The following is a 13,249-nucleotide window of genomic DNA, read 5'->3' as shown; positions in this document are numbered from 1 at the left end:
ATGTTTCCCCTGGGAGCAGATCGTCATCCGGTTTTCTGACTTCCGGTGCATATGGTTCCACGTTATATTTTTCTTTGACATACTCATACACATTTGTCATAACCCACGGAAGAAATCCCTTTCCACCGCACATTGTATGACTTATGTTAAAAAAAATATCATTCCCCGAACAATCCACAAAAATAAGGTGGTTGTTTACTGCATCACTACCAACCTTTGGCATTTTCTCTGCTGTAGGCATAACAACTATTCTCTTATCATTCGGTACAAGAACGTATCCACCGTCCTCATCAACAGAAACTCTTACAGCAAAGTAAGGATAGCGCCTGATAGCAGTATTTACCGCCTGCTCAAGGACATCAATATCCACAGGCTCCTTCATTCTTACATGGATGCGAACAGTATGTGCAAAGCGCTTTTCGCTCTGATAAAGTCTGTAGGTGTCAACACTGTATTTCATACCTTTTATCCCCTCCTGTTGCTTTCATATACTTCATCTACATCTTTTCTTCATTACCTGACCTTTACCACCTTGCGCAGCATTCCCGCAGCCGCTAATCATGATGCTCATGAGTAAGCAAAGTGCAAACAACCTTCTTTTCATATTTTCATTTCTCCTTCCATAAGCAGACAACCTATGGGAATTATTAAAGATTGATTTTGACAAGCAAACAATATCAGCCAGAAAACTTCATAGAAAGTTGAATATTGCTACAAGGTTTAATGACTGGTTCCCACGTATGTGTGATTCAACATGTCTTTTATGGATGCTTGTGAGTGAATATCCGGCGAAAAACTGACTAATAGGACCAGACGCGCTTTTGTTGTAGCTGATATCTCTACCTCTTCGCCGAGGTCGTTAGTTCCTTTTAAAACTCTGCCTGTATATCTGATGTTTTTACTTTACTCGACGGACTTTATCTCGCTTTCCAGATCCTCTTTAAGAGAATAGGTATCAAAAGACGCTTCTTTTGGAAGATTTATGTGGATACTGGTAATCTTATCTACTCTGGCTGCTCCTTTGATTATACTTGCATCAAAAACATGCCCGCCTTTCGTTCTGTCCTCGGAAAGAAAATGAAGATGCCATCCCGGCATATTTATTCCATCCATATAATCTGGAAAATATACACCCACCAGAGATCCCCGGATATTCTCAAAAAGAAACGATTGCTGCGTGTGGAGAAGAATCTCTTTCAGCCTGATATGGTGCGACCTGTAAGGCCCCTCCGATCTGGCATCGATTTTCCCAAACTCTCCGTCAATCCTGACAATATGCATACTGTTAAGCCCGAATACCTCTTCGATCTTCCTTGTCAGTTCTGTCTGAATTGAGGCAAAATTCGGCATGTCATTAAGCTGAAACTGCTGATTTCCATAGAGCCTGGCCACAGCAGCAAAGGGAATTCCCGTCGAAGGATCAACCTCTGTTACATTCCCGAACTGATCTGACCTGTAGCAGTGTCCATCCATGACGATCATCTCACCGTTCACATCCTCAAATGTTCCCAGCCCGGTATCACCATGCTGAATTAGTTCGTCTACATTTATCACCGTCCGGCTGTACCCAAGAATTAGCGCCTGAAGTGTCGACACCTGATACATAGTATTTTCCATTTGGTATTTCTCCTTTTTATATGTACTTTCATTATAACTTTTTAAGACAGTGATTTAGTTATATTTTTGGCCAAAAAAGCTTAGGCAATTACAGAAACTCTAAGTTACCTATTCAGCGGCATAGATAAATTCAAGAATTCAACCAATATGGATATGTCTAAGGATACATTAGTTGAGTGGGAGCATTTGTATACATTCCTTCCGGAATTATATGCAGAATATAAAGACCAGCCCCTTGATGCAGACTAAGTATGCTTTTGCGATTGCTTTATTACTGAATATACACGACAGCAGTTTTTCTAAATGCAGATATTATTCTGATGATAGAACTGTAAATAAGTCCAAAGCAGTATACATAAACTACAACAGAAGTGGACCTGACAAATATTATGCAAAAAAATGCCAGCGCAAGATTGAGAATACCATGGCTGATGGATAGTCTCCAGGAGGCGCTGTGCATTTTTTTGGCATCAAGCCCTCTTAAGATTGTTACAGCTGCGCTAAATCCATTGATGACGACAAGGTACAACACCAGATACAGTTTTGGAATGTCCGAGAGTGACAATGTGAAAAGACCAAAATCAAACACTATCAGGCCATAAAAAAGGATTCCTTTTCCGCCTACCATATGTCTCGCCATTGTAAAATAGTAGATGAGGTATTTAAGTCCCATTGCGACAAGAGCAATACTGAGGATTAAAGCCATAGTAATCAGACCGTCATCCGGCTCAACTATCATATATATACTGGCAAGAATAGTTACGATAGCCACAAATATACTTCTAATCTTTTGCATTCTAGTCATGCTTTTCACCTCCGGAAGTAGCAACATCTACCAGCTTTTTGAAATCTTTTATACCCACAAAACCATTCTCTGCAAAATCTGCAGAAAAGCCAGCCAGCATGTTGCCTGATTTATAAATCTTATTGGTGACCATGCTCTTATGTCTTAACGCAGCCACAAAAAATCTACCAAGAATAGTATTGTCTTTAGCTTCTTTTCTGGCTGCCAAGTACTCATCTTTATATCTGTAGACATCAAAATCATCAACTATATTGCCGGAAATTTTTTCACCTAAAGCTTTCCAGTCAGCGCAGGAGTCAATCTGCCGTTTATTTATGATTTCTTTTATTTGAGCTTCATAAGGACTAACAATTTCAAAGTCGTAAGTATCTTTGTCAAAAGAGCTGATATTCCCCCTTAAAAACCTCATGGCATAAACCATCTGACAAAAGGCATGATAATAGTCAGATGGATTGTCTTTTACAATCTCCGTAAAATCCCCCCATGCAGGCAAATACTTATATTTGATAAAGCTATAATCCGGAAGATGCCCGGCTCTCCCGTGTCCCAGATTCATTATGGAATTCTCACTGGTCTGGAAAAGACTGTTAGTATATATGCTTCTGTTAAGATCATCCGGAGTTGACGTACTGTGCCGAAATGTTATTTTCTTTTCAAATTCTCCGGTATCACCGCTAAAAATCTCATAGAAATAATAGTCGGTATTATTGATGACAAGAGAAGGTGTCCCTGCAAAATTGCGGTGTGCCCAGGTATCAGCCAAAACGTGCATGGCTAGCCCTACTGACTCAAGAGACTTTCCTTTTGCAAGCTTTACAGTCTCCACCAACAGATCGCCATTTGGGCCGCAGATAAGACGATATTTGTTTCTATATCCTCTAGTACACCATTTTTTTTCAGCATAAAGATCCTGAGGCAAAAAATGGAAGCTAGACCATATCCTGGTTATATCCTGAAGCCCCAGAAGGTCTGCACGAGCATTTATCAGCTCTACCTGTGACTGAGTTGTAGCTGCGGACAAAGGGGCTTTGATGCTTGTTAAAAAAGTTCTTGTACAACAATCAACAAATTGCGCAGAATACGCTATTTCACTGCTTTCTTCATGAGAATATCCTGCAATAATTGCTGCCAGGTAGGTAGCATAATAGTGAAAATCAATGTTCATGGGCTGCCTCCTGTTTACTGATCATATTGGAAAGAATTCGGGATCTGATTGCGGAAAAAAACAGTGCCAGCAATACTCCTGCAGATGACAAATCCAAAAGAAACTCTGCAATCTGATCAATAGAATTGTTAATGTCATCTGTTAAACTAGCCTCATTAAAAGTTAAATCTCTGATTGAAAGAATCCCCAAATAGCAGGAATATATATATAAGAAGCCTGCTAAAAGTGCGATTATCAAATAAAGATATCTTTTTTTCCCTTTTTTAGCCTCTGCATTTGCACATTTGCCAACGTATAGACTAATAGAAAAAACCAATACAAAAAAAGCTAAAATTAAGAGGTACGTTATAAATGCTACTGCTTTAAGACTTACTTCTTCCTCTGAGACTCCTGAATTAGTATAGATATCGCTGATCATTTCTGCGATATAGTTCCTATTCGCGAAAAACGTCATTATGGCTTTTATAACTGACCATAACCCAAGGCCAATAGCGCCGGTCCCGCATAGAGAAAGACTATTTAAGCTACGTCTACGTTCTCTTTGTAAATCCATTTCAACTCTCCTGTATGTACATCTTTTAACGTTATTATATCAAACATTGCATTCAGGTATCCTATATCCCCGGCGCTTTATTTTTTTTTAATTGTTGGCAGAGGACATATGATGCAATCTGAGTCCATAGATATGTTTTCCCAGATAGGTATATGTATTAAAAAAAAATAAATTTTCTCTATCAAACGTCAAAATATTACTTTTTTATCGGATAATTAATGTGTACGTATTATTTACAGCAATGGAGGAAAACATATGTGGTTAATAATTGCTTTATTCTCAAATATTCCCCTTCTACTGATCCTTTGCAATAGCGGCGATTCTTATGCTCGGAGCCATTTACTTAGCGGTCTATTCGCTAAAACAGATGACGCAGTAAAGAACAGCAAAAAGGATTTTGCGGATGTAGCAGTAGCAGCTAATGATGCATATGCATTTAGCAGTGACCTTCAGATTGACCTAACAATGTGTAAGGAGAGTCTCAAGCATGGAAAGACAAAAGAAGATCATTAATCACAAAATTTTTAATGAACACTGGTTTATTGGATCCATATTGCTTATTATCTGGGGGTACCTTTTTACATACTTTATCTCAGTTATAGTGGCGGTAATTTTGGGAAATGTGATTCCGCTTCCGAAAGAAGAGATCATGTATATAGGGATGATACTTGGAGCATTATTGACTTTACTTGTTCATAAAAGGTGGTTTTATCCTGAGTATGAGGGTTCCCTAAAGACAAAAGATCTTAAAAGATGGTTAATTACAGGCTTAATTATCCTTATTATCGCGCTGCTTCCTGATATTATTACTTCGCTTATTCTAAAAACTAATTTGGGAGCACCGACTCTTCACTCTGTACTAATGGCAGGTGTTGCAGGAACTGTTGAAGAGACCGTTTTCAGAGGACTTCCTGTGTCATATCTGATGAGGCAAAATAAAAAGAAGTCACATATAATATGGATAGCAATAGTGACTTCTTTGATATTTGGATCAGTTCATGGTTTCAATTTTTTTGCCGGTGCTACACTTCTGGCGGCGCTTTTACAGGTTATTTCAACCAGTGCAGCAGGATTTTTGCTCTGTGCACTATTTATCAGGAGCGGAAGTTTACTTCCTTCAATGCTCATGCATACAATAAATGATGTTTATGCTTTTATGAATTTGGATCTGGTTTCTGAAGCTGGAGTAATGGAAGGCACTTTAAAAACCTCTGATATAGTTCTCAATATGATTCTATCTGTTTTACAGATCATTATTGCGATATATCTTTTACATCCATCGGCATGGGATGAAATTATGGAAACCTGGAACCGGAAATGGGGTAAAGAGAATTAAATCGTGATAAATATAATGCGCCGAACGAAAGTTCGGCGCATTGCTTTTAATTCCAGATTTCAGTTGGCTTTTTATTATTTTTGCTTCCCCATAGATAAACTATTATACAACTTACTATTAAAAGTGCTATAGCTAATATTGTAGCTTCAACACCAAATCCTACGTCATATGCAAAACTACCCCTAGCTGTAGATGCATCTAGTTTAAAGATTGAAACTGGCGATACGTTACCACTGTTTGGAAGTCCAAATATAATGTTCTGGGTGAAATTCCAGGCTGCGTGTGCTGCCATCGGCATCCATATTGAATCGCAATAATAAACCATAAGTGAATAGATAAGTCCGGCAAAAAAGATACTAAGAAGAGCAAGTGGAGACACTCCCGGATTAGCTGCATGCAGCAGTGAAAACAGCAGAGCATTTCCTACAACCGCTATAGCAGGATTTTTATATCCCCTTCTTAGTCTCTGATACAGAAAGCCCCTGCAAAGTAATTCTTCTGCACTGGACTGTATAAATACAACTATAAAAAGTGGTATTACTTTCGATAGATTTAATGAATCAAAAGTAATATAGATATCTTTATGCAGCAAAGCCACCATAATGCAAAATGCATTTTGAACAAAACCAATTAAAAGACCTAAAAGCAGGTATTTCACTGTATTTCCTTTGCAAAAAGGTGTTAAAGCATTAATTATTGGTCTGTTTTTTTTGGTAAAGTAGCAATAAAGTAAAGCTATAATCCAAATTCCCGTGAAGGTGAAATATTGTTGAAATATTGTTAGAAAATCGACATTGTTATCGTTGATAATCGGTTTCATTAGAATTCCAGAGATTACGAGAACTCCCGTCTGCCCGACAAACATCATCACAATTGTCACTATAAGCGGAATAAGAAAGAAATCATTCCATTTATACTGATCCGTGTGCAGGTTCTTAAAAAAGTTTTTCTGTTCGTTGTTGTTTTCTGCCATATTAAGATCCTCTCTTCAAGTGAATCATTTCTACATATATAATTGTAGCACATAATACCGTTAAAAATAAAAGATTTTTTCGTCTAGATAAACGAAGAAACACGAAGAAAACTTAAGGAGCTTAACATCAACGTTATGCTTTACTGCCAGTTTGAATGCCTTTTCACGAAAGAAAGCATTAAATTCCTTCTGCGCAGGCGTCGAAAACCCGAATATCTTATCTGAAACCTCAATGCTGTCATGATTGATCATCAGATTGTACTTCAGCTTATCTCTAAGACTCTCTGCCACTACCATTTTGCCCACAGCCTGAGGCCCTCACACTACTATAAGATTTGCCATTTTCTTACCTCCCTTAGTTGTAATCTCTCAAAATATCCAGTCCAAGCAATAATGCTTTTTCATGCGATCCTGTACCAAATGACCTGGCATCATACTCATGCACATTAGCCAATGAATCAGCAGTAAATAGGAACTGACCAAACTTTGCTCCGCGTTTCCTGCAGCATGCTGCAAGAGCTGCGCATTCCATCTCAACTACTGAACAGCCTTCCTCAAGGCGGTATTTCACCATTTCTTTTGTTTCCCTGAAAAAACCATCTGTAGACCAGGTTGTACAGGTAACAAACGGAAGCCCATGCTTTTTAAATGAGTTCTCGATAGCAACTATCGGTTCCTGATCAAGCTCAATATATCGGGATGCCGGAAGATAGTGATATGAAGTACCTTCGGCCCTAAGTGCCTTTACGGGGACAATGAAGGCATCCTCCGGAAGATCCGCAAGAACTCCGCACGAACCTACTGCAATTACCTTCTTACAGCCACAGTTAACAAGCGTATCAAGAACCTGCGTAGCTGATGCAGAGCCTATAGGTGACTGAACCAGGCAGATATCCTCTTTTTCTTCATGAAGAACATATATCTTTATATTGTGAGAAACGGTGATTAGCTCTTCAACCATATCCGCATTATTGTCTTTGGCGTATTTATGAACAACATCTCCAAGAAATGCAAATAAACACTTCTCTGGCAATCCTTCCGCCGTCCAGTCATGATCAGGAGATATAACTTCCGATGAACTGTCATCATATTCCAATAATGGTATTTCATTTTTTATTATCATAATTGTCTCCTCCTGGATGTAAAAAAATAGACCTTATCAAAACTATCTTTAGCTTGATAAGGTCTTAATATACTTGTTCAATGAATCTAAAAAGTTTATAGATTCATCATATAGCACAGCCTCATCTTGCATGATAATCTAAGCCCCTGAATATTTTCCACGGACATATAATTGACCATCATTCTATTGATGAGACGTGTGTTTGTCATAAAACTGGTAATCCTCCAAGATTATTAGTTGTTAGTATAGACATCGCTCTGTTAGCTGTCAACAACTTTTTACCTTAAATGCTTTTATCAACGCTATATCCTTATAATCCTTCTCCCGGCCAAGGTCCTGTTTCATTTCCTGCCTGAGATAATCCTTAGAGTTTCCTGGGAGTTCATCAATGTGCTTATTATAACTCACGCCAACCAATAAGTCCCATCTGAGGCCTGATATATTGATCCTACTTCTTCTGATAACGTGTTACCGGCATGATCTTTTATGAGCACCTCGTCATAATACTTATACTCGTCAGTAGCACAGTTATTCTCCTCATCCCAGCCTTCTTCAATCCACTTTTCAATGTAGACCCGGTCATCTGTCAGAAGCTCCACAGTCTCAGAGCCTTCTAAGGGAAAAGAAATTTTCTCAGGATAGTAACACTTAAACACCTCTCCGTTCTGACTGATGACATGTACCTTCTCGCCAACAATCTGCAGATTATAAAGATCCACTTCGTCAGTGCCAAACTCAGCAACAGCCTCAAGCACCTCTTCCGGAAGATACTTGTACAGCGTTACTTTCCCCTGCCCATAATCAGCTTGCAAGAAATAATAAAATCCATCAACGTAAGCAGGCTTTGAATAGATCACGTCCCTCTTTTTCTCAAAAGGAGTATATACATTTCCATTCTCAAAGTCATAGAACTTGATCACAGAGCCCTGATATCCGCCACGCTGGGCATATTCAACCAGATCATAAAGATCCGACGTATCAGACATTGCAAATGCCAACCTGTCCTGGCCGTAGATTTTTTCTATGTAAAGCCCATTGACCTCATTAAATCTCTTTATCATTTCACTCATCCAAAAGCCGCTTAAGCAGCTGCTCCTTATTCTCGATAAACATTTTTGTTATCTGGTAGCTGTCAGTATCCTCATAATCAATCGGATGAATCTGGCCATTGTCAAAGCTCAGAATCTCAGCTCCCGGAATCCCCAGGAGAATCGGCGAATGTGTGACCATGATGAACTGTGCATCCTCTTTTGCGCAGCTAACAATCTCCAGTAACAGAGTCAGCTGCCTCTGAGGAGACAATGCGGCCTCCGGCTCATCCAAAAGATACAGACCATTACCCCGGAAGTTGGACTGAACCATCTGTAGAAAACTCTCACCATGAGAACGTTCATGAAACTGTTCCCTTACGCCTCTCGGGTCTTCTCTGCTATACATTTCTTCAGCGGTAGCCACATTATAAAAGCTCTCTGCTCTTAAGAAATATCCCCATCCAGGCTTCTTGAAACCTCTCGAAAGCCTTATGGCATCACAAAGCTCCGAATGAGAATCATATGTGGAGAAATTATAATTCTTTGTGCCGCCTTCCGGATTAAATCCATAGTTCACAGCTATAGCCTCAAGCATTGTGGACTTGCCGCTACCGTTCTCACCGACAAATATGGTTATGTTCTTGTTAAAGGCGAGGTAATCCAAGTCCTTTATGGCCTCAATCCCGCGCAGATAACTACGACTATCTATTTTATCCCAGTTAATACTCACCCCCTGAATGGGTAAGCTGCTTACTTCATCCAACAATTGTTAAAACCTCGTTCCGCACTTAGGACAAAAATCAAAGTCCTTCCTGCCATCTGTTATTCCCATGATAAAAAACATCTACTTTTTCACTCCATCCTTAATAATGTACCCTCACAACCTTTGCCCCAAATGGTAAAAGAGCTACTCTTGCAATCTTGAAGAACTGCTTGCCGAAAGGTATTCCGATAATGGTGATGCAAAAAATGCAGCCAATCACCGCGTTTGCAATCGCAAGTTCAATCCCGGAAAAGCATATCCAAAGTATGTTAAGAAGCAAAGATACTGCTCCTCCTTCGTCCACAATCTCTTTTCCAAAAGGATTCAGTGATATTGAAGAAAGCTTAAAACACTGGAGCCCTACAGGTATTCCTACAACTGTGCAGCACCAGAGAAATCCTACAATCCACCATCCTAGGGCGCTAAGTAGCCCTCCGCACAATATCCAAATCAAATTACCAAGAAATCTCATAATCAATCTTCTCCTGTAACAACTTCTCCTGTCCAGTCAATAATACCGCCAAACTCAAACACATTTGTGTAACCCATATCAAATAATTTTTGCGAAGCTTCCTTACTACGTCTTCCGCTTCTGCAGTAAACAAGAATAATCTGATCCAGATCCGGTAATTCTTCAGGCTGCGTATCAATTATGCTCTCGTTTGGAATGCATATAGCTCCCGGAATATGCCCTTCATCAAACTCATCCTGGTGCCTAACATCCACGATCACATGGTCATCTTCAATATCCATCATCAGCTTCGCTGTTTCCTGATCAATCTGTGTGTAACTATTCTTGTCATTCTTCGAAGCAAGAAAAACAGATGTTGGTCCATCCGCACCACCGATAATTGTCACATCCGATTCGTTTTTTTCTCCGCAGCCTGCTATCACAAGTGCAAACATTAGCATCGCTACGATAACAATCTCTTTTCGCCTCATTGTCTCTTTTTCTCAGCCATTCTCTCTTTTATTACCACCACAACAGTTCCAACTGCGGCAACAGCAAAAGCTATAAAGCCGTAAACCATCATGAGACCCGCACCAAAAATTGGAGCCTCAGAATTAGCGCTGACAAAGCAGTAGTAATAATATGTGTAAAGAATCATTCCCACTACGGTGGATGCAACAAGCAGTAGATAGCGACGCCCTGATGATGTATACAGGCCTAATCATTATTGTCATTATTATCTTCAAATTTTCCGTTCCATATACTATCTCAATCATGCTCAATTTCTAGTAAATCAAGAAGCTTTACAAATGTATCCTGTCCATCAAGACAAGTATCTATGAGCCATCCTTTTTCATTTCTCCATTCCTTGAGACCTCTGTAGTAATAATTCTTCTTGGAATCCTCAATGATGAATGGCACAATATTGTGTCTGAGGCATTCCTTTAATGCTACAAGCCTTCCTACCCTTCCGTTTCCGTCCTGGAATGGATGAATATATTCAAACTCAGCATGAAGTGCTATTATATCTTCTACTGTTACAATCCTTTTTAAATTATACTCTTTAAGAAGTGCCTCCATATGCTTATGCACTTCAGATGGTTTCGAAGTCTCTCTGCCCCATACGACATTTGCACGTTTTTTATAATCTCCAACCGCAAACCATGACAAAGTTGAATCCTTTGTATCATGCTTTATTATGTAGTGAAGCCTTTTGATTATATCCTCTGAAAGTTCTTCCTCTGCTATATCTATTACATAATCGATTGCGCGGAAGTGATGCACTGTTTCAAGAATATCATCAACAGGAACGCCATCGCCGATATCAACTGTATCAGTTTCGAAGATATGCCTTGTCTGATCTTCTGAAAGCTTACTTCCTTCGATATGATTGGAATTATATGTCATTCTTACCTGTAGCTCATGATAGAGCCCTCCAGGAAGCTTTATATCTTTTTCCTCACGAAGTAACTGCAAGATTTTATTATCTGAAACACTTTTCATTAAAAAGTCAGGATCTTTTCCGAGATATGCTGCTATCTTTTTTATGCTTCTTGGCGACAACTTCTCACCCTTTGCAATTTTAGCCACAGTCCTTGTAGACAGACCAAGCTCAGTTGAAAGCTCAGTCTTACCAATTCCTCTTTCCTTTAGTGCATTTTCCAAACCTTCATATGAGATCATATTGTACTTCCCTCCATAATCTTTACTTATTTTACCTTTTGATCCCTGAAAAGTAAAGATTATGAAAGACTTTTGTATAAAAAGTAAAGCTAAGAAAATAGCCAGTCCTGCAGTTTTACAGAATTGGCTATAAGTACATTCTATTCAGATATTATTGACTATGCAAATCAAGCCACTTGTGCTTCCTTAGCGTCATCTTCATCGCTGTTGATTTTGGAGTCAAGCTCTCTTACAACATTTATGGACATCAGAACAACAGCTACTGTAGTTACTATGTCCGCTACAGGGGCTGATAAAAGAGCTCCTTCAACGCCAAAGAACATAGGAAGAACAATGGCAAGTGGAACACTTAATACAAAGTCCCTGAGTAATGATAGTCCCATAGACATTACTGGCTTTCCAAGAGACTGAAGGAAAACACTGGTAGACTTCTGAATACATGTCAGAATAATCATTGAAAGGAAAATCCTGAATGAAAGAACCGCAAATTCATTATAAAGACCATCCTCACTTCCAAATATTGATGTGATCTGAAGAGGGAACAGTTCAAATAATACCATTGAAACAAGGCCAACAATTGCTTCTGCCTTGATAATTGTTGTAAACAGTTCTTTTACCCTTCTGTATTCTCCTGCGCCATAGTTATATCCCACGATAGGCTGTGATCCTGCCGCAATTCCAATACATACTGATATTACAATCTGGAATACCTTCATAACAATTCCCACTACAGTGAGAGGGATATCCGCGCCGTACTTGCTCATTGCGCCATATTTTACAAGGACATTGTTCATTACACCCATGATAACTACGATAGAGAGCTGAGTTAAAAAGCTGCTTATTCCAAGCGGAACAAAACTGCCTATCACGTGCATATCAGGAACCATATTCTTCCATGTGAGTTTAAATGTCTTGGCTCTGAAAAGAATATAAGCAATTCCGCAGATTGCTGTAACAATCTGACCAGCTATGGTCGCGATAGCTGCTCCCTTCATGCCCATATGAAGTCCAAAGATAGCTATTGGGTCGAGGATTACATTAATAATACAGCCTACAAGTGTAGTAATCATGGCAAACTTTGGACTTCCATCAGCTCTTATGATGGAGTTCAGGCCGTTCCCCACGACAAAGAAGGGGATTCCAAGAATGATGTAGTCAAAGTACTCATTTGCATACGGAAGATTGTTCTCAGTAGCTCCAAATGCCATAAGGATCTGTGACTTAAACACAGCAAAAAGAACTGCCATGATAAATCCTAATGCCACAAGAAGCAGTACAACATTGCCCATGCTCTTATTTCCAGATTTCACATCTTTTTTCCCCTGACAAAGACTAAGATATGCAGCAGCACCATCCCCAAGCATCAACGCAATCGCAAGTGATATAATCGTGATTGGGAAAACAACATTTGTTGCACCATTTCCAAGATATCCCACACCTCTTCCGATGAAAATCTGGTCCACTATGTTATAAAGTGACGATACCAGCAGCGACATGATGCATGGAATTGAAAACTTTAGAAGAAGCTTCCCAATCCTCTCTTCTGCCAAGTATTTGTTTGTGTTTTGATTCATTTTTGCCTCCTTAAATCCGTAAAAAAAGAACACGGTAAGCGAGTCTTCACTTACACGTGTTCGGTTACAACCCAGTATTCATAAATCGCCTGCCCACCGGGCGGCATTCAATTACTCGATTATGATACAGATTTTTTTGAGCTCTCGTAATAGTCAGATTTGACAAAAAAATAGC

General features: G+C 39.3%; 17 protein-coding genes. 2 read left to right on the top strand and 15 right to left on the bottom strand.

Annotation, left to right across the window (positions count from 1 at the left end; genetic code table 11):
- The 5 genes from BMW61_RS12785 to BMW61_RS12765 form a co-directional block, all read right to left on the bottom strand.
- Nucleotides 1-460: hypothetical protein (locus BMW61_RS12785; RefSeq protein ID WP_207650186.1), on the bottom strand; the 460-nt coding region annotated here is incomplete at its 3' end.
- A 443-nt stretch (nucleotides 461-903) separates the two neighbouring features.
- Entirely contained in the window at nucleotides 904-1,617 is a 714-nt protein-coding gene (locus tag BMW61_RS12780) for an acetolactate decarboxylase (RefSeq protein WP_091822548.1), read from the bottom strand.
- Between the two features lie 271 nt (nucleotides 1,618-1,888).
- Nucleotides 1,889-2,422: a DUF308 domain-containing protein gene (locus BMW61_RS12775; RefSeq protein ID WP_091822546.1), complete on the bottom strand. Its 534-nt coding sequence runs from the start codon at nucleotides 2,420-2,422 to the stop codon at nucleotides 1,889-1,891.
- A complete protein-coding gene (locus BMW61_RS12770) occupies nucleotides 2,415-3,587 on the bottom strand; it encodes a DUF6765 family protein (protein WP_091822543.1) in 1,173 nt (390 codons plus the stop codon). Before BMW61_RS12770 ends, BMW61_RS12775 begins: the two co-directional genes overlap by 8 nt.
- Complete coding sequence (locus tag BMW61_RS12765; RefSeq protein ID WP_091822541.1) at nucleotides 3,577-4,140, bottom strand: hypothetical protein; 564 nt, start codon at nucleotides 4,138-4,140, stop codon at nucleotides 3,577-3,579. The genes BMW61_RS12770 and BMW61_RS12765 overlap by 11 nt, the downstream gene beginning before the upstream one ends.
- A 255-nt stretch (nucleotides 4,141-4,395) precedes the next feature.
- Between BMW61_RS12765 and BMW61_RS12760 the strand changes: the two genes are divergently transcribed.
- Both BMW61_RS12760 and BMW61_RS12755 read left to right on the top strand, forming a co-directional pair.
- Nucleotides 4,396-4,653: a hypothetical protein gene (locus tag BMW61_RS12760; protein WP_091822538.1), complete on the top strand. Its 258-nt coding sequence runs from the start codon at nucleotides 4,396-4,398 to the stop codon at nucleotides 4,651-4,653.
- Nucleotides 4,628-5,476, top strand: coding sequence for a CPBP family intramembrane glutamic endopeptidase (locus BMW61_RS12755; protein ID WP_091822535.1), 849 nt, complete (start codon nucleotides 4,628-4,630; stop codon nucleotides 5,474-5,476). Before BMW61_RS12760 ends, BMW61_RS12755 begins: the two co-directional genes overlap by 26 nt.
- Nucleotides 5,477-5,522: 46 nt before the next feature.
- Here the strand turns inward: BMW61_RS12755 and BMW61_RS22295 are convergent, their stop codons facing one another.
- The 10 genes from BMW61_RS22295 to BMW61_RS12710 all read right to left on the bottom strand — a co-directional run bounded on the left by BMW61_RS22295 (nucleotide 5,523) and on the right by BMW61_RS12710 (nucleotide 13,074).
- Nucleotides 5,523-6,449 (bottom strand): CPBP family intramembrane glutamic endopeptidase, encoded by a 927-nt coding sequence (locus BMW61_RS22295; RefSeq protein WP_207650185.1) that lies wholly within the window; start codon nucleotides 6,447-6,449, stop codon nucleotides 5,523-5,525.
- A 60-nt stretch (nucleotides 6,450-6,509) separates the two neighbouring features.
- Nucleotides 6,510-6,755 (bottom strand): hypothetical protein, encoded by a 246-nt coding sequence (locus BMW61_RS12745; protein WP_207650184.1) that lies wholly within the window; start codon nucleotides 6,753-6,755, stop codon nucleotides 6,510-6,512.
- Between the two features lie 49 nt (nucleotides 6,756-6,804).
- Nucleotides 6,805-7,572 carry a nucleoside phosphorylase gene (locus BMW61_RS12740; protein WP_029231744.1) on the bottom strand — a complete coding sequence of 256 codons (768 nt, stop codon included), beginning with the start codon at nucleotides 7,570-7,572 and terminating at the stop codon, nucleotides 6,805-6,807.
- A gap of 404 nt (nucleotides 7,573-7,976) precedes the next feature.
- A complete protein-coding gene (locus BMW61_RS12735) occupies nucleotides 7,977-8,633 on the bottom strand; it encodes a hypothetical protein (protein ID WP_091822570.1) in 657 nt (218 codons plus the stop codon).
- A gap of 1 nt (nucleotide 8,634) precedes the next feature.
- On the bottom strand, nucleotides 8,635-9,369 hold the full coding sequence (locus BMW61_RS12730) for an AAA family ATPase (protein ID WP_091822533.1): 735 nt from the start codon (nucleotides 9,367-9,369) through the stop codon (nucleotides 8,635-8,637).
- A gap of 97 nt (nucleotides 9,370-9,466) precedes the next feature.
- The gene (locus BMW61_RS12725) at nucleotides 9,467-9,838 is read right to left on the bottom strand and encodes a YccF domain-containing protein (RefSeq protein WP_091822530.1); all 372 of its coding nucleotides are present in this window, start codon (nucleotides 9,836-9,838) and stop codon (nucleotides 9,467-9,469) included.
- A 2-nt stretch (nucleotides 9,839-9,840) separates the two neighbouring features.
- Nucleotides 9,841-10,308 (bottom strand): rhodanese-like domain-containing protein, encoded by a 468-nt coding sequence (locus BMW61_RS12720; protein ID WP_175475191.1) that lies wholly within the window; start codon nucleotides 10,306-10,308, stop codon nucleotides 9,841-9,843.
- Entirely contained in the window at nucleotides 10,305-10,475 is a 171-nt protein-coding gene (locus BMW61_RS21930) for a hypothetical protein (protein ID WP_175475190.1), read from the bottom strand. The genes BMW61_RS12720 and BMW61_RS21930 overlap by 4 nt, the downstream gene beginning before the upstream one ends.
- 110 nt (nucleotides 10,476-10,585) lie before the next feature.
- A complete protein-coding gene (locus BMW61_RS12715) occupies nucleotides 10,586-11,500 on the bottom strand; it encodes a Fic family protein (protein WP_091822527.1) in 915 nt (304 codons plus the stop codon).
- 167 nt (nucleotides 11,501-11,667) lie between these two features.
- Nucleotides 11,668-13,074 carry an MATE family efflux transporter gene (locus BMW61_RS12710; RefSeq protein WP_091822526.1) on the bottom strand — a complete coding sequence of 469 codons (1,407 nt, stop codon included), beginning with the start codon at nucleotides 13,072-13,074 and terminating at the stop codon, nucleotides 11,668-11,670.
- Nucleotides 13,075-13,249 lie beyond the last annotated feature (175 nt).

The sequence above is a fragment of the Butyrivibrio sp. ob235 genome, assembly GCF_900109475.1.
Classification (GTDB): Bacteria; Bacillota; Clostridia; order Lachnospirales; family Lachnospiraceae; genus Butyrivibrio.
The sequence above is the reverse complement of the archived record's forward strand: the minus strand, read 5'-3'. Positions and strand labels throughout refer to the sequence as shown.